This window comes from Mycolicibacter senuensis, from assembly GCF_002101885.1.
Taxonomy (GTDB): domain Bacteria; phylum Actinomycetota; class Actinomycetes; order Mycobacteriales; family Mycobacteriaceae; genus Mycobacterium; species Mycobacterium senuense.
In genome coordinates, this window is the sequence record NZ_LQPS01000037.1 from 19,355 (window position 1) to 38,545 (window position 19,191).

Annotated in this window: 16 protein-coding genes; 7 read left to right on the forward strand and 9 right to left on the reverse strand. The window is 68.9% G+C overall.

Going from position 1 to position 19,191, the window contains the following annotated elements; translation table 11 throughout:
• Positions 1 to 42 precede the first annotated feature (42 nt).
• The 4 genes from AWC24_RS11440 to AWC24_RS11455 form a co-directional block, all read right to left on the reverse strand.
• Complete coding sequence (locus AWC24_RS11440; protein ID WP_085085001.1) at positions 43 to 1,188, reverse strand: ferredoxin reductase; 1,146 nt, start codon at positions 1,186 to 1,188, stop codon at positions 43 to 45.
• 37 nt (positions 1,189 to 1,225) lie between these two features.
• Positions 1,226 to 1,735: a DUF6912 family protein gene (locus tag AWC24_RS11445; RefSeq protein ID WP_085085003.1), complete on the reverse strand. Its 510-nt coding sequence runs from the start codon at positions 1,733 to 1,735 to the stop codon at positions 1,226 to 1,228.
• 85 nt (positions 1,736 to 1,820) lie between these two features.
• Entirely contained in the window at positions 1,821 to 2,648 is an 828-nt protein-coding gene (ppk2, locus tag AWC24_RS11450) for a polyphosphate kinase 2 (protein WP_085085005.1), read from the reverse strand.
• On the reverse strand, positions 2,645 to 4,039 hold the full coding sequence (locus AWC24_RS11455) for a WS/DGAT/MGAT family O-acyltransferase (protein ID WP_085085007.1): 1,395 nt from the start codon (positions 4,037 to 4,039) through the stop codon (positions 2,645 to 2,647). The genes ppk2 and AWC24_RS11455 overlap by 4 nt, the downstream gene beginning before the upstream one ends.
• A 206-nt stretch (positions 4,040 to 4,245) precedes the next feature.
• Between AWC24_RS11455 and AWC24_RS23035 the strand changes: the two genes are divergently transcribed.
• A complete protein-coding gene (locus AWC24_RS23035) occupies positions 4,246 to 4,773 on the forward strand; it encodes an Rv3235 family protein (protein ID WP_234807337.1) in 528 nt (175 codons plus the stop codon).
• A 9-nt stretch (positions 4,774 to 4,782) separates the two neighbouring features.
• Here the strand turns inward: AWC24_RS23035 and secA are convergent, their stop codons facing one another.
• From secA to AWC24_RS11475, 3 genes are all read right to left on the reverse strand, one after another.
• The gene (gene secA, locus AWC24_RS11465) at positions 4,783 to 7,560 is read right to left on the reverse strand and encodes a preprotein translocase subunit SecA (RefSeq protein ID WP_085085011.1); all 2,778 of its coding nucleotides are present in this window, start codon (positions 7,558 to 7,560) and stop codon (positions 4,783 to 4,785) included.
• Positions 7,561 to 7,690: 130 nt separating this feature from the next.
• Positions 7,691 to 8,407, reverse strand: coding sequence for a ribosome hibernation-promoting factor, HPF/YfiA family (gene hpf, locus AWC24_RS11470; protein WP_085085013.1), 717 nt, complete (start codon positions 8,405 to 8,407; stop codon positions 7,691 to 7,693).
• A 145-nt stretch (positions 8,408 to 8,552) separates the two neighbouring features.
• Positions 8,553 to 9,194, reverse strand: a complete 642-nt coding sequence (locus AWC24_RS11475) for a ComF family protein (RefSeq protein ID WP_085085146.1) — start codon at positions 9,192 to 9,194, stop codon at positions 8,553 to 8,555.
• Positions 9,195 to 9,383: 189 nt separating this feature from the next.
• On the opposite strand from AWC24_RS11475, the gene AWC24_RS11480 reads away from it, so the two are divergent.
• Genes AWC24_RS11480 through AWC24_RS11490 form a run of 3 tightly spaced genes read left to right on the forward strand, consistent with a single transcriptional unit; the run spans position 9,384 to position 13,161 of the window.
• On the forward strand, positions 9,384 to 11,705 hold the full coding sequence (locus tag AWC24_RS11480; protein ID WP_109560425.1) for a nitric-oxide reductase large subunit: 2,322 nt from the start codon (positions 9,384 to 9,386) through the stop codon (positions 11,703 to 11,705).
• A 5-nt stretch (positions 11,706 to 11,710) separates the two neighbouring features.
• Positions 11,711 to 12,367, forward strand: coding sequence for a hypothetical protein (locus tag AWC24_RS11485; protein WP_085085017.1), 657 nt, complete (start codon positions 11,711 to 11,713; stop codon positions 12,365 to 12,367).
• Positions 12,364 to 13,161, forward strand: a complete 798-nt coding sequence (locus AWC24_RS11490) for a slipin family protein (protein ID WP_085085019.1) — start codon at positions 12,364 to 12,366, stop codon at positions 13,159 to 13,161. The genes AWC24_RS11485 and AWC24_RS11490 overlap by 4 nt, the downstream gene beginning before the upstream one ends.
• A gap of 5 nt (positions 13,162 to 13,166) precedes the next feature.
• On the opposite strand, the gene AWC24_RS11495 is transcribed toward AWC24_RS11490, so the two are convergent.
• Positions 13,167 to 13,937, reverse strand: coding sequence for an SDR family NAD(P)-dependent oxidoreductase (locus AWC24_RS11495; RefSeq protein ID WP_085085021.1), 771 nt, complete (start codon positions 13,935 to 13,937; stop codon positions 13,167 to 13,169).
• Between the two features lie 122 nt (positions 13,938 to 14,059).
• On the opposite strand from AWC24_RS11495, the gene dosR reads away from it, so the two are divergent.
• Together dosR and AWC24_RS11505 are read left to right on the forward strand one after the other, a co-directional pair.
• A complete protein-coding gene (gene dosR / locus AWC24_RS11500; protein WP_085085023.1) occupies positions 14,060 to 14,701 on the forward strand; it encodes a hypoxia response regulator transcription factor DosR/DevR in 642 nt (213 codons plus the stop codon).
• Complete coding sequence (locus AWC24_RS11505) at positions 14,694 to 16,400, forward strand: GAF domain-containing sensor histidine kinase (protein ID WP_085085025.1); 1,707 nt, start codon at positions 14,694 to 14,696, stop codon at positions 16,398 to 16,400. The genes dosR and AWC24_RS11505 overlap by 8 nt, the downstream gene beginning before the upstream one ends.
• Positions 16,401 to 16,415: 15 nt before the next feature.
• Here AWC24_RS11505 and AWC24_RS11510 read toward each other — a convergent pair whose 3' ends face one another.
• Positions 16,416 to 17,504: an Acg family FMN-binding oxidoreductase gene (locus AWC24_RS11510; protein WP_085085026.1), complete on the reverse strand. Its 1,089-nt coding sequence runs from the start codon at positions 17,502 to 17,504 to the stop codon at positions 16,416 to 16,418.
• 223 nt (positions 17,505 to 17,727) lie between these two features.
• Between AWC24_RS11510 and AWC24_RS11515 the strand changes: the two genes are divergently transcribed.
• Positions 17,728 to 19,173, forward strand: coding sequence for a WS/DGAT/MGAT family O-acyltransferase (locus tag AWC24_RS11515; protein ID WP_085085148.1), 1,446 nt, complete (start codon positions 17,728 to 17,730; stop codon positions 19,171 to 19,173).
• Positions 19,174 to 19,191 lie beyond the last annotated feature (18 nt).

Consider the following 19,191-nt stretch of genomic DNA (forward strand, 5'->3'; position numbering starts at 1 on the left):
CTATCGTAACCTACGTTGACGTAGGTTACCAGCGGGTAACCCTCAGACGTCCAGCTCGCAGTCGCCCGCCGCCGTCGAGATGCACGTCTGGATGCGGGTGCCCGGCTCATGATCGGCACCGGTGCGCAGATCGCGGACCTGGCCGGCGGTCAACTCCACCACACAGGACTGGCAGATGCCCATCCGGCAGCCGAACGGCATCTGCACCCCGACGCTCTCACCGGCCTCGAGCAGCGTCGTCGCCGCATCCGTGACCACGCTCTTGCCGCTGGCGGCGAAGCTAACCGTGCCGCCCCCGTCGGACACGGCGGTACGCGCGAGGGTGAATCGCTCGATATGCAGCCGGTCGGCGATCCCGGCGGCCGCCCAGATGCGCTCGGCGTCGGCCAGCAGCGCCGCCGGCCCGCACGCCCAGGCCTGCCGGCCGCGCCAGTCGGGCACCTCCACGTCCAGCGGGCCGGGGCCCGACAGATCCAGCCGGCCTTCGGTGCGCGTGGCGCGCAACAGCAGCCGGTAGCCGGGGTGCGCACGCGCCAGGTCCGCCAACTCGTCGGCGAACAGCACGTCGGCGGCGGTGGGCGCCGAGTGCAGGTGCACCACGTCGGTGATGCCGTCCCGGCGGGCCAGAGTCCGCAGCATCGACATCACCGGGGTGATGCCGGACCCCGCGGTCAGGAACAACACCGTGGCCGGCGGCGGATCGGGCAGCACGAACTCGCCCTGCGGGGCGGCCAGCCGCACCACGGTGCCCGGGGCGACGCCGTCCACCAGATGGCTGGACAGGAAGCCCTCGGGCATCGCCTTGACGGTGATCGCGACGGTGCGTGCCCCGGTCACCGGGCTGGAGGTCAGCGAGTAGGACCGCCAGCGCCAGCGGCCGTCGACCAGCAGGCCGATGCCGATGTACTGACCGGCCCGGTAGTCGAAGTGAAAACCCCAGCCCGGTTTGATGACCAGCGTCGCCGAATCGGACGTCTCACGCCGCACCTCCAGCACCCGTCCGCGCAGCTCACGGGCCGACCACAGCGGGTTGGCCAACCGCAGGTAGTCATCCGGCAGCAGCGGCGTGGTGATCCGCGTGGCGATGCGGCGCAACGCGTTCCAACCCGGATGCCGGTCGGCGCCGGCGACGGTCGGCCGTTTGGTGTCGCCGATGTTCGCGGTGACCGCGGAATGTTTCTTGCTCACGATAAACCTACGGTAGCGTAACCCGGCCCGGCCGACATCAGAGCAGGTCGAGCAGGAACGGCAGTTCCTGGGTGGCATACCAGGCCAGGTCGTGGTCCTGGGCATCGCCGACGGTCAGTTCGGCGTCCTCGTCGCCGAGGTCGGCGTCATCGATCGCCGCCACCGCCGCGCGCACCGCCGCTTCGGCGGCCGCGTTGTCCACGTAGGCCGCAACCACGTCGCCGATCTCAACCGGCCCGGCCAACCGCACCACGGCGGTATCGAGATCGGGGCGCACAGCGGCTCCGTCGACCTCGGCGACCAGCACCGCCCGGCGGGTGGGCGGCGACTCGTCGTCCGGACCCGCGCCGGCGGCACCGAGCAACCGCAGCGAGGCCAGCGCCGCCTCGCCGAGTGCCACCTCGGCCAGTTCCTCGTCGTCGCCGTGGGCATAGGACTCCCGCAGCGCCGGTGTCACGGCGAACGCGGTCCCGCTGACCGCCCGCAGTGACCCGTCGGCGACCAGTTGGCCGAGCATGGCCAGCGTTGCCGGGATGTAGACCCGCATGAGCGAAGACCCTAGCCGCGATCGCGAGCGCGGCGAAGCCGGGCGACTGGGGGCACGTCCCACTTGCGGGGGAGGGTCGCGGCCATCAAGCACCGCCGGTCGTCGCGGCCGGCAGCGTCGCCGCGTAGTCCTCGACGTAGCGGTAGTTTCCGCGGTCGGGGCGCTGGTAACCATCGCCGGCCACCGGCTGATCCGGCAGTTCCACCTGCGGAAGCGCCACCTCGCGGTAGGGAATCGTCGACAGCAGGTGCGCCATCATGTTCAGCCGCGCGTGCTTCTTGATCTCGGACTCGACGACGTACCAGGGGCTCGACGCGACGTCGGTGTGCGCCATCATCTCGTCTCGGGCCCGCGAGTAGTCGTCCCAGCGATTCACCGACTCGAGGTCCATCGGGGACAGCTTCCACTGCTTGAGTCGATCGTTGCGCCGCTTGCGAAACCGACGTAGCTGTTCGTCCTGGGATACCGAGAACCAGTACTTGCGCAACAGGATTCCGTCGTCGATCAGCAGTTGCTCGAAGACCGGGGCCTGCTCGAGGAAGCGCGCATGCTCGTCGGCCGTGCAGAACCCCATCACCTTCTCCACGCCGGCACGGTTGTACCAGGACCGGTCGAAGAGGGTGATCTCGCCACGCGCCGGCAGCGCGGCGACGTAACGCTGGAAGTACCACTGCCCGCGTTCGCGTTCGGTGGGCGCCGGGAGGGCCGCCACGTGGACCACCCGCGGGTTGAGGCTCTCGGTGATCCGCTTGATCACACCGCCTTTGCCGGCCGCGTCGCGGCCTTCGAAGATCACCACGACTCGGGCGCCGGAGCCCCGCACCCACTCCTGGAGTTTGACGAATTCGGTCTGCAGGCGCAGCAACTCGGCCTCGTACACATCGTCGGCGATCGGGGTCTGCGCACCGCTCACGTGGCTGCCTCCAACAGTTCGGCCAGCGCCTCGTCCAACAGCGCCGAGACCAGCCCGACGTCGCTCATCGACTTGCGGTCGGCGTGGACCCCGTAGTACAGCGTGCCGTTGTAGGACGTGACCCCGATGGTGAACGCCTTGTTGGGCAGCAGCGGGGGCACACTGTAGGTCTCGAGCAGTTTGGCGCCGCAGACGTACAGCTGCCGCTGCGCCCCGGGCGCATTGGTGATCAACAGGTTGAACACCCGCCCGGAGAAGCCGGCGAACGCGGTGGCCACCCGAACGCCCATCGCATGCAGCGTCGGCGGCGCGAAGCCCGACACGGTCAAGATGGTGCGAGCATCCACCAGGCCGGTCGACGTCGGGTGCGATTCGGTGGCGTAGGCGATCTGGGACAGCCGCACCACCGGATTGGGTTCTCCGACCGGCAGATCCACCAGGAACGGGGTGACCGCGCCGATCGGCTGGCCCGCGGTGTCGTACTCGTGGTCGGGGTACACCGACAGCGGCGCCATCGCCCGCACCGTCCGCGTCGAGGACACCGGCTCGCCCCGGGACAGCAGCCAGTTGCGCAGTGCCCCGGTGATCACGGCGAGCACGACGTCGTTGATCGCGCAGTCGTAGCGGGCGCGAACCGTGCGATAGTCCTCCAGCGCACCGTGCGCCACCGTGAACAGGCGGTTCTGCGACACCTGGGTGTTGAGCGGGGTATGCGGTGCGGTGCCGCGCATCATCGCCCGGGCGGTGTCGAATGCCTTGCGGCCCACCCAGGTCAGCGGGTCGCTGAACGTCGATCCCACCGCCTGCAGCTGGGTTCGAGGTGCGGCCACCCAGTCCCCGACCGCCCCGAGGACCAGTTCGACGGCGCCGGGCTCGCGCCGCGGAACCCAGATGTCCTCGTCGAACGGCGGGGGGCGCTGGGTCCGGTCGACCAGGACGTGCCCGAGCGCCGGCGCCGCCATTCCGTTGACCAGCGCCTGATGCGACTTGATGTAGAGCGCGATGCGGTTGTCGGCCAGCCCCTCGATCAGGTACAGCTCCCACAGCGGCCGGTGCCGATCCAGCGGCTGCTGCCCGAGATGGGCGATCAGCTCGTGCAGCTGGCGGTCGCTGCCCGGCGAGGGCACCGCCAGATGGCGCACGTGATAGGTGATGTCGAACTCGTGGTCGTCGACCCACACCGGCCGGGCCAGGCTCATCGTGACTTCGCGGATCTTCTGCCGGTAATTCGGGATCTGCGGCAGCCGCTGCTCGACGGTGCCCAGCAGCTGCTCATAGCCCAACCCGCCGCGCGGCCGGCGCAGGATGAACAGCGATTGCACGTACATCGGCGTGGTCGTGTTCTCCAGCCGGTAGAAGGCCGCATCCGTCGCCGACAGCCGGTTCACCATCGCCGCCCGCCCTCCCTGCTGACTCGATTCGGCCTGGCGCGCGACACCCACCGGAACCAGAACCGGAGAAACACTGCCGCTCACGGTAGCCCGCCGCCGGAGCGCCGCGCACCCGGATACGGCCGCGCCGTGATTGTGCGATGATCGCCACACATCCTGCCACTCTCCAGCAGGGTCATCCGTCGGATCGATCGTGGAGAGCTGCTGTGACCGTGGACCCATCCCCGCCCGTACACCCGACCGTCGCCCCGGTGATCGACTACGAGCCACCGGCCCGTACGGCGGCGCAGCGCCGGCCGGCGCACCATTGGCCACCGGCCGGGCCCCGGCCCCGGCGCGGACATCCCCCCGGAGTTCGGCCGGACCGGCCCCCGCGTCACCGGCTGCCGCCACCGTTGCAGTCGGCCGTCGTGTTCGCCGACGCCGCGCTGCGCCGGGTTCTGGAGGTCATCGATGGTCGCCGTTCAGCGGCGCATATGTATCCGCTACTCGCCGCGGGACTGGCCGAGTCGGTGCTGCCGGTGCGCGCCGGCGCGGCCGCCCGCAGCGGGCCGGCGACACTGCAGCGGGTGCGCGTGCAACCGACCGGATCAGCCGAGCCGGCCACCGCCGTCGAGGCTTTCGGCACCTACCGGCGCGGCCGGCGTACCCACGCGCTGGCCTGTCGTATCGAGCAGGTGGCCGCGAACGGACCGGGCATGGCCTGGCAGATCGTCGCCCTGCACATCGGCTGAGGGCGGGTCTCAGCCCTTCGGCGGGGTCTTCGGCTGCCGGGGCCCGCGGCCCTCGCGGCGGGCCGCTTCCCGGCGTTCACGGCGCGAGGAGGCGCCCGCCGGCTGCAGATCCCGACTGCGCCGTACCTGCGCGGAGCCGTCCTCATCCGGCCCGGAGTAGGTCAGGCCCGGGGTGCCGTCGGCGCCGTCGGCGCCATTGGCGCCGTCGACTCCCTTGGCGCGCAACCCGAACTGCGCCAACCCCTCCGGGGCGGCCACCGGCGCCACCTGCGGCTGGGCGGGCGCGGCCTCGACGGCGACGTTGAACAGGAAGCCGACCGACTCCTCCTTGAGGCCCTCGAGCATGCCGGTGAACATGTCGTAGCCCTCGCGCTGGTACTCCACCAGCGGGTCGCGCTGGGCCATCGCCCGCAGGCCGATGCCCTCCTTGAGGTAGTCCATCTCGTAGAGGTGTTCGCGCCACTTGCGGTCCAGGACGGACAGCAGCACACCGCGTTCCAGCTCCCGCATGGCCCCGGCACCCGCTTTGCCGTCGACCTCGGCCTCACGCCCGGCGTAGGCGTTCTCGGCGTCGGCGAGCAGCGCCTCCAGCAGTTCCTCGCGGGACAGGTCGTCGGCCTCGCCGACATCGGCGGCGTGCAGCAGTTCGTGATAGTCGATGCCCACCGGGTACAGCGTCTTCAACGCGGTCCACAACTGCTCCAGGTCCCAGTCCTCGGCGTAGCCCTCGGAGGTGGCGCCGTCGAGGTAGGCGGTGATCACGTCGACGAGCATGTCGTGGGCCTGCTCGGCGAGGTTCTCGCCGTCGAGGATGCGCCGGCGCTCGGCGTAGATCACCTTGCGCTGCTGGTTCATCACCTCGTCGTACTTCAGCACGTTCTTGCGGATCTCGAAGTTCTGCTGCTCGACCTGGGTCTGGGCGCTCTTGATCGCCCGGTTGACCATCTTGGCCTCGATCGGCACGTCGTCGGGCAGGTTCAGCCGGGTCAGCAGCGACTCCAGTGCGGCGCCGTTGAACCGTCGCATCAGCTCGTCGCCCAGCGACAGGTAGAACCGCGACTCCCCCGGGTCACCCTGCCGGCCGGACCGGCCGCGCAGCTGGTTGTCGATACGCCGCGACTCGTGCCGCTCGGTGCCCAGCACGTACAGTCCGCCGGCCTCGATGACTTCCTTGGCCTCGGCGGCCGCCTCCGCCTTGATCGCGGTCAGCGTCTCGTCCCAGGCGGCCTCGTACTCGTCGGGGGTCTCGACCGGGTCCAGACCCCGGCTGCGCAGCTTCTGATCGGCCAGGAAGTCCGGGTTGCCGCCGAGCACGATGTCGGTGCCGCGGCCGGCCATGTTGGTGGCCACCGTGATCGCGCCGCGCCGGCCGGCCTCGGCGATGATGTGCGCCTCGCGCTCGTGCTGCTTGGCGTTGAGCACGTTGTGCGGGATGCGCCGCTTGGTCAGCTGTTTGGACAGGTACTCCGAGCGTTCCACGCTGGTGGTACCGATCAGCACCGGCTGGCCCTTCTCGTACCGCTCGACAAGGTCGTCGACGACCGCGGCGAACTTCGCCTCCTCGGTCTTGTAGATGAGGTCGATCTGGTCGGTGCGCGCCATCGGCTTGTTGGTCGGGATCGGCACCACGCCCAGCTTGTAGATCTCGTGCAGCTCGGCGGCCTCGGTCTCGGCGGTACCGGTCATCCCGGCGAGCTTGTCGTAGAGCCGGAAGTAGTTCTGCAGGGTGATGGTGGCCAGCGTCTGGTTCTCGGCCTTGATCTCCACCTGCTCCTTGGCCTCGATGGCCTGGTGCATGCCCTCGTTGTAGCGCCGTCCCACCAGCACCCGGCCGGTGAACTCGTCGACGATGAAGACTTCGCCGTTGCGGACGATGTAGTCCTTGTCGCGGTTGAACAGCTCCTTGGCCTTCAGGGCGTTATTGAGGTAGCTGACCAGCGGCGAGTTGGCCGCCTCATAGAGGTTGTCGATCCCGAGCTGGTCCTCGACGAACTCCACCCCGAGCTCGTGCACCCCGATGGTGCGCTTGCGCAGGTCGACTTCGTAGTGGACGTCCTTCTCCATCAACGGCACGATCCGGGCGAACTCGGTGTACCAGTTGGAGCTGCCGTCGGCCGGCCCGGAGATGATCAGCGGGGTGCGGGCCTCGTCGATCAGGATGGAGTCGACCTCGTCGACGATGGCGAAGTTGTGCGGGCGCTGCACCAGCTGGTCCAGCGAATGCGCCATGTTGTCACGCAGGTAGTCGAAGCCGAACTCGTTGTTGGTGCCGTAGGTGACGTCGGCGTTGTAGGCGACCCGCCGCTCGTCCGGGGTCATCGCCGACAGGATCACCCCGACCTCCAGGCCCAGGAACCGGTGCACCCGGCCCATCCACTCGCTGTCGCGCTTGGCCAGGTAGTCGTTGACGGTGACGACGTGCACGCCCTTGCCGGCGATCGCGTTGAGGTAGGCCGGCAGCACACAGGTCAGGGTCTTGCCCTCACCGGTCTTCATCTCGGCGACGTTGCCGTAGTGCAGCGCCGCGCCGCCCATCAGCTGCACGTGGAAGGGCCGCTGGCTCAGCACCCGCCAGGCCGCCTCGCGGGCCACCGCGAACGTCTCCGGCAGCAGGTCATCGAGGGATTCGCCGGCTTGGTGCCGCTCCCGGAACTCGTCGGTCTTGGCCCGCAGTTCGGCGTCGGTGAGGGCCTCGGCATCATCGGCCAGCGTGTCGATGTAGTCGGCGACCTTCCTGAGCCGTTTGACCATCCGGCCTTCACCAAAACGCAGCAACTTGGACAGCACGGCTGGTCCCCTACTCAGTCTTCGTCTATTACGAGCGTCACCCATGGTAGGTGACGCTGCTGCGCAGCCCGGTTTTGCCGCGGCCGAGCAGTGTCAGGACGGCTTTCCCGCAGCGTCGGTTCGGGCGGCGTCAGACCAATCGGATCAGTCCGTAGTCGTAGGCGTGGCGGCGGTACACCACCGACGGCTGGTCGCTCTCCTTGTCGTGGAACAGGAAGAAGTCGTGGCCGACCAACTCCATCTCGTAGAGCGCGTCATCGACCGACATCGGCGTGGCGGTGTGCTCCTTGGTGCGCACTATCCGGCCCGGCTCGTGATCGTGACCGTGCCCATCAAAGGGATGGCCGTGCGCGGACCCGTCGCGGTCCGGCTCGGCGGTGCCGTCCCGGTTGAACGCCGCGGCGAGGAACTCCGGGTCCAGCGTCGTCGCACCGGTCGCCTCGGCCACCGACAACGGCGTCTTGTCGCCGTAGGAGACGTTGCGGCGGCCCTTGTGGCGCCGCAACCGGCCCTCCAGCCGGTCGATCGCGGCCTCGAACGCGGCGTAGAAGCTGTTGGCGCGGGCCTCGCCGCGGATCACCGGCCCGCGACCGTGCGCGGTGATGTCGATCTGCTGGCAGGATTTTCGCTGCCGGCGGTTGTTGGCGTGTTTGAGCTCGACGTCGAACAGCCGGATGGAGCGGTCCAGCCGCTCCAGCCGGGCCAGCTTCTGGGCGACATAGACCCGGAAGTGGTCCGGGATCTCGACGTTGCGGCCCTTGACCACGATCTCCGCTCCGGTCGGCTGCTCCGGGCTGTCGTCGGCGTCGACCTGCGTACGACTGGTTTCCACGAATTGACTTGCCATGCTCGACACTCTTTTCTCGTCGTCTCGACCACGTACTGCTGCGCCTTTACGGTCCAGCGAACCTCTTGATGACGACCGTAGCCATGCCGCCGGATACGTGCCACCGGTTTGACGGACCCGTTGCCGGTTGGTTGCCGTGACGGCATCAGGCGGCCGCGATCACCAGCGCGGCGATCACCCGAACGCCGCCGGCCCGCAGTACCCGCACCGACTCGGCCAGGGTGGCGCCGGTGGTGACGACGTCGTCGACGATCACGACATCGCCGCCGGCGGCGGGCAGCCTGCGGCGGCACAACAGCACCCGGCCGGCGATGTTGCGTTCCCGGGCACCGCTGCCCAGCCCGACCGAGTCGCGGGTCAGCGCGCGCATCCGCAGCGCGGGCACCACGGTCATACCGGGCCGGCGCGCCGTCGCGGCGGCCGCTATCCGCCCGATCGGGTCACCGCCGCGCTGGCGGGCCGCGCTGCGCCGGGTGGGCGCGGGAATCAGCGTCAGCGGCAGGTCGACCATCCGCCAGCACAGCAGCCGGTGCAGCGCCTCAGCCAGCGCCGACGCCAGCGGGGTGATCAGGTCGGTGCGCCCGTGCTCTTTCACCGCGACGATCGCCGCCCGGCGGGCTCCGGCGTAGCGGCCCAGCGCGAACACCGGCACCTGCGGGTCCAGCCGCGGACTCACCAGCCGCGGCTCGTCGGGCCCGATGGCCAGCTGCGCCGCGCAGCCGGGACACCACCGGGTCGCCGGGGCGCCGCAGCCACCACACTGCCGGGGAAGCACGAGGTCGAGCACAACGGCGAAACTGCCATCGCCCACCGACAATCGGCGCCTACTACGCGATGTCGTATTTCGGTGTCAAGGGGCCTTGGTCAGCAACAATGCTAACGCCGGACCCCAAAACCGTGAGCTCACTAACAGATTCACGAATTTTTGCCGCCGCTGCTGTTAGCGTCCCCGTCCATGACCACCGAAGCGACAGAGATGGGCACCCCGAGCAGCGATTCCGGGCGCGCCGAAGCATTGGTCGGCAAGGGCTGGGCCCAGGGCGTGGCCCTGGTGATGATCTTCGGGTTCCTGGTGATGGGGATCCTGGCCTACCGCACCTACACCGCATCCATGCCGATGCCGGACAAGGTCGTGACCGAGACCGGCGAGCAGTTGTTCACCGGCGACGAAATCACCCGCGGCCAGACGCTGTTCCAGGCCCGCGGTCTGATGCAGTACGGCTCGATCCTCGGCCACGGCGCCTACCTCGGCCCGGACTACACCGCCGAATACCTGCGGTTGGCCACCGACAACGTGACCGCCCAGTTCGAAGCAGAGGGCGTGGTCAACCCGCACGAGGAAGTGGTCGCCGAGTTCCGGACCAACCGCTACAACGCCGACACGTCAACGCTGGTCTTCACCGACAAGCAGGCCCGCGCGTTCGACGACATCACGCGCCACTACGCCGAGTACTTCGGTGAGGCCACCACCAAATACGGTCTGCTGCCCAACATGATCACCGACCCGGGTGAGATCCACGACCTGACCGCGTTCTTCGCCTGGACCGCCTGGGCCGCGGCGGCCGACCGACCCGGCCACAACTACAGCTACACCAACAACTGGCCGTCGGAGCCCCGCGTCGACAACGGTCCCACCGGATCGGTCGTGGTGTGGTCGGTGCTGTCGCTGATCGCGCTGCTCGGCGGGATCGGGATCATGTTCACCATCTACGGCCGGTGGAGCCAGAACATCGGCTGGCACGGCGCCGAGACGACCAAGCTCAAGTTTCGCCAGCCCGGCGAGGTGCCGCTGACCCGCTCGCAGCGTGCCGCGATCTGGATCTTCGCCGTGGTCGCGGTGCTGTTCTTGATCCAAACGCTGCTGGGCGGCGCCGTCGAGCACTACCGCGCGGACCTGGCGGAGTTCTACGGCATCGACCTGGCCAAGCTGCTGCCCTACAACCTGGCCCGCACCTGGCACCTGCAGCTGTCGCTGTTCTGGACGGCGGCGGCGTTCCTGGCCGGCGGGATCTTCCTGGTGCCGTTCATCACCCGCCGCGAACCCACCAAGCAGTCGTGGCTGGTCTACGGGCTGCTCGGCGCGCTCGCGGTGGTGGTCTTCGGATCCATGGCATTCGAGGCGCTGTCGATCTTCGGGATGATCGAGCCGGGCACCGCCCTCTCCCAGCAGTGGGAGTTCCTGGACCTGCCACGGGTGTTCCAGGTGCTGCTGATCATCGGCCTGTTCCTGTGGATCTTCATCATCTGGCGCGGCATGCGCGCCAAGCTGGCGTCCACCTCGAAGCTGAATCTGCCCTGGGTGTTCTTCTTCACCGGCCTGACCATCCCGGCCTTCTACGCGGTCAGCCTGCTCGCCGGCAGCGAAACACACTTCTCGGTCGCCGACTTCTGGCGGTTCTGGATGGTGCACCTGTGGGTGGAGGACTTCCTGGAGCTGTTCACCACGGCGATGGTGGCGTACCTCTTCGTGCAGCTCGGGGTGGTACGTGAGCGCGTCGCGCTGCTGGTGATCTTCCTCGACATCATCTTGTACTCCGCCGGCGGCGTGATCGGCACCATGCACCACCTGTACTTCTCCGGCACCCCGGTGGAGCACATGGCCCTGGGCGCGTTCTTCTCCGCCGCCGAGGTCATCCCGCTGACCTTCCTGACCGTGGAGGCGTGGGCGTTCCTGCAGCTGGGTGCTCGCCAGGAAGCCGGCGGCGAGCACAACTTCCCGGCCCGCTGGGCGGTGATGTTCCTGGTCGCGGTCGGGTTCTGGAACTTCCTGGGGGCGGGCATCTTCGGCTTCCTGATCAACCTCCCGGTGGTGTCCTACTACGAGATCGGCACCGCGCTGACCGCCAACCACGCGCACGCGGCGATGTTCGGGGTCTACGGCATGCTCGCGGTGGCGCTGGCGATGTTCGCGTTCCGCTATGTGATCCCGGCGGACAAATGGCCGAACAAGCTGGCCCGACTCTCGTTCTGGAGCATGAACATCGGACTGGCCTGGATGGTGTTCGTCACGCTGCTGCCGCTGGGTGTGCTGCAGCTGTTCCACTCGGTCAACGCCGGCTACTTCGAGGCACGGTCGCTGGGCTACATCACCAAGCCGGGCAACGCCCTGCTGGAGTGGATGCGGTTGCCGGGCGACTTGATCGTCATCGTCGGCGGCGTGCTGCCCTTCTGCTGGATCGCCTGGATCGCGTTGCGCAACTTCCGTTCCGGTGAGACGGTCGACGAGTTGCCGGAGCACCCGCTCTACGCCACGGTGACGGTCGGCGCGGATGCTGACGCTTCCGAAACGGAGAGCTGACGACGATGACGATGCCGGGAGCGTGGGTGTGGCTGATGTCCGGCTACGCCCTGCTCCTGCTCGTCTTCGCATGGGGCTTCGACGCCATGGCCAGGCGGACCTCCGGCCGCGCCGCCCAGTGGCGCACCGGCAAGTTCGCCTACCACGAGGATCACGACGCCTGGAAATGCCCGGAGGACCAGTGGCTCTGGCCGACGTCGTTCGACCCGGACAACCGGGTGATGCGCTACCGCGCCACGCCGTCGATCTGCAACGCCTGCCCGGTCAAGGACACCTGCACCACGTCGAATCACGGCCGGGAGATCAGCCGTCCGGTGGACCCGTGGCCGCATTCGGAGGCGGGCCGGTTCCACCGGGGCATCGCCTGTGCGGTAGCCGGATTCGGGGTGGTCATGCCGCTGGCGACGCTGATCGCCAACCACCGGTCCGGCGACGTCCTGGTGCTGGGTGCGACGATCCTGATCGTGCTGGCCGGCGGTTCCCCACTGGTGCGGCATCTGTGGAACACTCCGTCGAACGCCCCCACCGAGACGCCGGGCCCGGCCGGCGGGCAAGCGCAGGTCGAGCAGGTCGAAGCGGCCATCGACCGGTACTCCACCCGGTGGGGCGGTTTCTCGGAGAGTTCGTCGACGGCCGGGACCAGGAAGGCAGCACGCAAATGAGTGAAGGGCTCATCACCGTGGTGGTGCTCGTGATCGCGGCGCTGGCTGTGCTGGCCTACTTCTCTATTCGGGTGCTGCCGCAATACGAACGGGGCGTCGTCTTCCGGGTGGGCCATGCCCGTCCGCTCTACCAGCCCGGTTTGCGGTTCCTGATTCCGCTGGTGGACAAGATGATCCGCGTCGACGAACGGGTCGTGACGCTCACCATCCCGCCGCAGGAGGTGATCACCCGCGACAACGTTCCCGCCCGGGTGAACGCGGTGGTGATGTTCCAGGTGGTCGATCCGCTCAAAGCGATTCTGGCCGTCGAGAACTACGCGGTCGCCACCTCCCAGATCGCCCAGACCACCCTGCGCTCACTGCTGGGCCGGGCCGACCTGGACACCTTGCTGGCCCACCGTGACGACCTCAACGCCGACCTGCGCACCATCATCGACAAGCAGACCGAGCCGTGGGGCGTGCAGGTCCGGGTGGTCGAGATCAAGGACGTCGAGATCCCCGAATCGATGCAGCGGGCGATGGCCCGCGAGGCCGAGGCCGAGCGTGAACGCCGGGCGAAGGTCATCAACGCCCGTGGTGAACTGCAGGCCTCCGAGGAACTGAGCCAGGCCGCCGAGACACTGTCGCGTAATCCGGCGTCGCTGCAACTGCGTTATCTGCAAACCCTTTTGGAACTCGGCGCCGACCAGAACTCGACGGTGGTGTTCCCGCTGCCGGTAGACATCATCACGCCGTTCCTGGGCGGCGCGGCCCAGGCGCTGCGTGCCACCGAGCGGGATACCACAGCCGACTGAGGCGGTCAGCGGGCCACCATCCCGCCGTCGGCGTGCAGGGTCTGCCCGGTGATGAAGCTGCCCGCGTCGGAGACCAGTAGCAGCGCCGGGCCGACCATCTCCTCGGGGTCGGCGATGCGCCGCTGCAAAGTGGCAGCCCGCAATGATTCGATGAACTCCGGCGGGTTGTTGCGCACCATGTCGGTATCGACCGGTCCCGGGGCGAGCGCATTGACGCGGATCCGCGATGAGGCGAACTCCGCGGCCATGGATCGGGTGAAGGAAACCAGTGCCGCCTTCGCCGCCGAGTACATCGACGTCGCCGGCGAATAGACGAAGGCTCCGGCCGACACCATGTTCAGGACCGCGGCCCGGCCGCTGGCGCGCAGGTGCGGTAGCGCCGCTTGAACCAGCAGCACCGGCCCCTGAAGATTCACCGCGAACGACTTGCTCAATGCCTCGGGGGTGATCTCGCCCAACGGCTGGGCGAGCGCATTGGCCGCATTGTTGATGACGATGTCGATGCCGCCGAACCGCTCGACCGCGGTGTCGACCAGCTGCTGGATCGCGTCGACGTCGCCGAGATGCGTCGGCACTCCGATGGCGTCGGCGCCGGCCGCGGAGAGTTGTCGGGCGGCGCGCTCGCACGCATCGCTCTTGCGGCTGGCCACGACGACCTTCGCGCCGGCGGCGGCCAGGCCGTGCGCCACCGACAATCCGATGCCGCGAGTACCTCCGGTCACGATGGCGGTGCGGCCGGTCAGGTCGAACAACGCGTTGAGGGCGGACCGGTCCACTGCGACCTCCTTGTCGGGGATTGCCGATACTACTTCCGGGCAGCGGATCGGGGCTTTTTACCCTGTGAATCCGCGGGCTGCGCCGCTACGGTGGTCAGTGCCGTCAGCGGAGAGGACGCAATGTGGTCACAGTCTTTCTGGTCGACGACCACGAGGTGGTGCGCCGCGGCCTGATCGACCTGCTCGGCGCCGATCCGGAGCTCGACGTGGTCGGCGAGGCCGGTTCGGTCGCCGAAGCGCTGGCGCGCATCCCGGCGCTGCGCCCCGACGTGGCGGTGCTCGACGTACGGCTGCCGGACGGCAACGGCATCGAACTCTGCCGTGAGCTGCTGTCCCGCATGCCCGAGCTGCGGTGTTTGATCCTGACCTCGTTCACCTCCGATGAGGCCATGCTCGACGCCATCCTGGCCGGCGCCAGCGGCTACATCGTCAAGGACATCAAGGGCATGGAGCTGGCCCGTGCCGTCAAGGACGTCGGCGCCGGACGCTCGCTGCTGGACAACCGCGCCGCGGCGGCGCTGATGGCCAAGCTGCGCGGTGCCACCGCCAAGCCCGATCCGCTGTCCGGGCTCTCGGAACAGGAGCGCACCCTGCTGAGCCTGCTCGCCGAGGGCCTGACCAACAAGCAGATCGCCGACCGGATGTTCCTGGCCGAGAAGACCGTCAAGAACTACGTGTCGCGGCTGCTGGCCAAGCTGGGAATGGAACGGCGAACCCAGGCCGCGGTGTTCGCCACCAAGCTCGAGCGCTCCCGGAATGACTGACGACGGACCCGCGGACGGCCCGAACCCGCTGCGCGACAAGTTATCTCAATTACAGCTACGCGAACTGCTGGTCGGCGTCCAAGACCGGGTGGAACAGATCGTAGAGGGACGCGATCGCCTCGACGGCCTGCTGGCCGCGATGCTGGTGGTCACCTCCGGGCTGGAACTCGACGCCACACTGCGCTCCATCGTGCAGACCGCCACCAACCTGGTCGATGCCAAATACGGTGCGCTGGAAGTACACGACAATGACCGCCGGATGCTGGAGTTCGTCCACGAGGGCATCGACGACGACACGTTCGCGCGGATCGGACGTCTGCCCGAGGGGCTGGGTGTGGTGGGCCTGCTGATCGAGGACCCCAAACCGCTGCGGCTCGATGATCTGACCAAACATCCCTCGGCGGTGGGATTTCCGTCCGGGCACCCGACCATGCGCACGTTCCTCGGGGTGCCGGTCGGCGTGCGCGGCGAGGTCTTCGGCAATCTGTATCTCACCGAGAAGGCCAACGGACTGCCGTTCAGCGAGGACGACGAGGTGCTGGTGCAGGCACTGGCCGCCGCCGCCGGGATCGCCATTGCCAACGCCCGGTTGTACGCCCAGGCCAAGGCGCGGCAGTCCTGGATCGAGTCCACCCGCGACATCGCCACCGAACTGCTGTCCGGAACCGATCCGAGCACCGTGTTCCGGATGATCGCCGAGGAAGCCCGCAAGCTCACCGGATCCGAGTCGGCGCTGGTCGCCATCCCGCTCGATGACGACGCCCCCGAAGCCGAGATCAACGAGCTGCTCGTGGTCGAAACCATCGGCGCGGCAATGGCGCCCATCGACGGCGACACCCTCCCGGTCCTCGGCACCCCGGTCGGCGAGGCGTTCTCCCAGCGCAAGCCGCGGCAGGTTCCCCGGCTTGCGCTGCCCGGGATCGACGCGACCGGTCCGGCACTGATCCTGCCGTTGCGCGCCGCCGAAGCGGTGGCCGGCGTGGTGGTGGTGATGCGCCACGGCACCATCCCGTTCGGCGTCGAACAACTCGACATGATGGCCGCGTTCGCCGACCAGGCCGCGCTGGCCTGGCAGCTGGCCTCCTCGCAGCGCCGGATACATGAACTCGACGTGCTCACCGACCGCGACCGGATCGCTCGCGACCTGCACGACCACGTCATCCAGCGACTGTTCGCGGTCGGGTTGTCGCTGCAGGGCACCATTCCGCGGGCCCGCGACGCCGTGGTACGGCGCCGGCTGACCGACGCGGTCGACGACATGCAGGAGATCATCGGCGAGATCCGCACCACCATCTTCGACCTGCACGGCACCTCGTCGACGGTGACCCGGCTGCGGCAACGCCTCGACAACGCCGTCGCCCAATTCTCCGGTTCGGGCCTGCACACCACCGTTGCGTTCATCGGCCCGCTGTCGGTGGTCGAACCGGTGCTGGCCGACCACGCCGAGGCGGTGGTCTCCGAGGCGGTCAGCAATGCGGTCCGGCACTCCGGCGCCACCGAGGTGACGGTGCAGATCAAGGTCGAAGACGACCTGGCCATCGAGGTGGCCGACAACGGCCGCGGGATGCCGGAGGTGATCACCCCCAGCGGTCTGGCCAATCTGCAGCAGCGTGCCGAGCAGGCGGGCGGGACGTTCGGCATCGAAGCGGCACCGGGCGGTGGCACGCTGGTGCGCTGGTCCGCGCCGCTGACGCTATAGCCCTCGGCGGCACCCTCAGACACACACCGCGAGGTTCCCGGCTTCAGCCGGGTTGGCCGGCCGATCACCGGCGGTCAGCCATTCCACGGTGTCGTTGAGGAAACGCCGCGGGGTCGCCGGCAGCGGGTCGGCGTTGATCGGGGCCCAGCCCACCCGCAGCAGCATCTGCGGATAGCCGCTGGTGCCGAAGACGTCGCGGCGTACCGCGGCACGGGTTTCGGCGATCTCGAGCGGCTCGGTGACCGGGCAGCTGGCCAGCCCCAGCGCCGTCGCGGTCAGCAACACCACGCTGGTGGCCTCACCGGCACGCAGTTGCGACAGCCGGTCGTCGTGCTCGGTGCCCAACGCCAGCATCACCGCGCGGTCCTCGGCCGGGTTGGCTCCGGGCGGCTGGGCCAGCAGCGGGTCGGCGAACAGCCGCCCCGGAATCGGCGCGCCGGTACTCGGCGTCGGAACACTGCGTGCCGGGACGCCGGCCACCGACCCGTACCGACCACTCCAGGTGGTCAGCTCGGCGAGGTAGTCGTAGTCGGTCCGGTGGGCGAAAACAGCTTGAGCCACCACGGTATTCAGCTGGTCGAGCGCGTCGATTCGGCGCAGCATCACCCCGGTGCGGGCGGCGCGGGCGCCCATCAGCGCGATGTCGGCCGCCGCCACCGGCCAGCCGCTGAAGCACCGGCGGTCGGTGCGCCGGCGCGGGATCGCCGCGGCCAGTGCGACGTCCACCTGATCGGGGGCGTGTTCGGGCTGCTGTCCGGGATCGGTGTCGCACAGCTCGATGGTGGCCAGATGGTAGGGGTCGGCCGGATCGGGCAGCCGGTGCACCTTGCACCGCCGGCCCAGCGCGGCCAGTGCGACCACGCAATGGTGTAGCGCCGCACCGCAACTCAAGATCAGACCGCGGCCGTCGGGATCCACGCTGCGCAGGTGCAGATCGGGGTTGGCGAACAGCTCCAGTACAGGCTGCTGTGTCGCCAGCTGCACCTTCCAGCGCCACGGCTGGGAGTTGTGCACCGACGGTGCGCGGGCTGCCAGCTGCAGCGCAGTGCGAACGGTCTCCCGAACGGCCGCGGTGGCTTGGTAGCCAGCAGGCTGTTCATCCACGGTCCGGGCCCCCTTTCTGCGGTCATGGGCCCCGGGCTGAATTCGGCGAGCCTGCCAGAGCCCGTGACCCTTTGAGCATCGTCTTTCCACCGTGCACCCGGACAGGGGAGGAAGGCCCGCGCCGCCACGCCGTTGGGCCTTGCGCACTCGGGACTTGTGGCCCTGCCGGTTCGCCCGGCTCGCGCGGATCATAAGACCTGGACCAGTGCAGGAGGTCAGCATCGTGGAGCAATTGACGACACTGGACGCAGGTTTCTTGGAGGCCGAGGACTCCGACCGCCACATCAGTCTGGCGATCGGCGGGTTGATCGTCTTGGAGGGCCCGCCACCGGATTACGCCACGCTGATCTCCACCCTGGGTGCCCGGATCAGCGGCTGCCGGCGGTTCGGCCAGAAGCTGCAGCTGCATCCGCTCGACCTGGTGCCGCCCCGGTGGGTGGACGACCCCGGCTTCGACATGGCGCACCATGTGCGTCGAGTCGCCCTGCCGCGCCCCGGCGACGACGCCGAACTGTTCCGCTTCGTCGCCGACCAGATGGCCCGCCGGATGGACCGGGATCGACCGCTGTGGCACATCTGGGTGATCGAGGGGCTGACCGATGACCGGTGGGCCATGCTGATCCAGGTCCATCACTGCGTGGGCGACGGGATCGCGACGTCGCACCTGTTCACCGGGCTCTGCGATGAAAGCGGCGACCTGGGCGACCGGGTGGCGAGTTTCGCCGGCCACCTTCCTAGCTCGCACGAATCACATTCGGGCGAATGGCATTTCGGACTTCCCACCGTGAACAGCAGCCCTGCGGCCTGGGCCGCCGAGCTGTGGAATGTGTCGACCGCGATCAGCGCAGCGGCGGTGCGGGCGGCCCGCGGCACCGTCGAGCTGACCGCCGGGCTGCTACGCTCCGGCACCCCCACCGCGTTGAACGGACCGATGAGCGCCATGCGCCGGTACAGCTCGGCGAAGGTATCGCTCGCCGACATCAGTCAGATCTGTCAGGCGTTCGACGTGACCCTCAACGATGTCGCGCTGGCCGGCTTGACCGAGGCCTACCGCGGCATGCTGAACCGCCGCGGCGAACGCCCGCTGCCCGAAACGCTGCGCACCCTGGTCCCGGTGTCCACGCGCGGCGGCGATGCCGTCGGCGCGACCGACAATCGGGTGTCGGTGATGCTGCCCTGCCTGCCGGTGGAGGAGGACAACCCGGTGCGGCGGCTGAAGCTGGTGCACGCGCGGCTGAGCCGAACCAAGCGCACCGGGCAGCGCCAAGCCGGCAGCGTGTTCGTCTCGGCGGCCAACCACATTCCGTTCCCGCTGACCGCGTGGGCGGTGCGGCTGTTGACGCGGCTGCCTCAGCAGGGTGTCACCACGCTGGCGACCAATGTGCCGGGGCCGTCGGAGACCCTGCACATCATGGGCCGCCCCGTGCTCGAGGTGCTTCCGGTGCCGCCGATCGCGCTGCAGTTGCGGTCCGGGGTGGCGATGCTGAGCTACGCCGAGAGCCTGTTCTTCGGAGTCCTGGCCGACTACGACACCATGCCCGACGTCGACGAATTCGCCCGCAGCATCGAGACGGCGGTGGCCCGCCTGCTGTCCAGTGCCAAGCGACGGAAGACGCTGCGGGAGCAAGCCAAGCGCCGGCACCTTTCGCTGGCAGCCGGCACCGCCTGAATCAACGCCGCGGCTCGC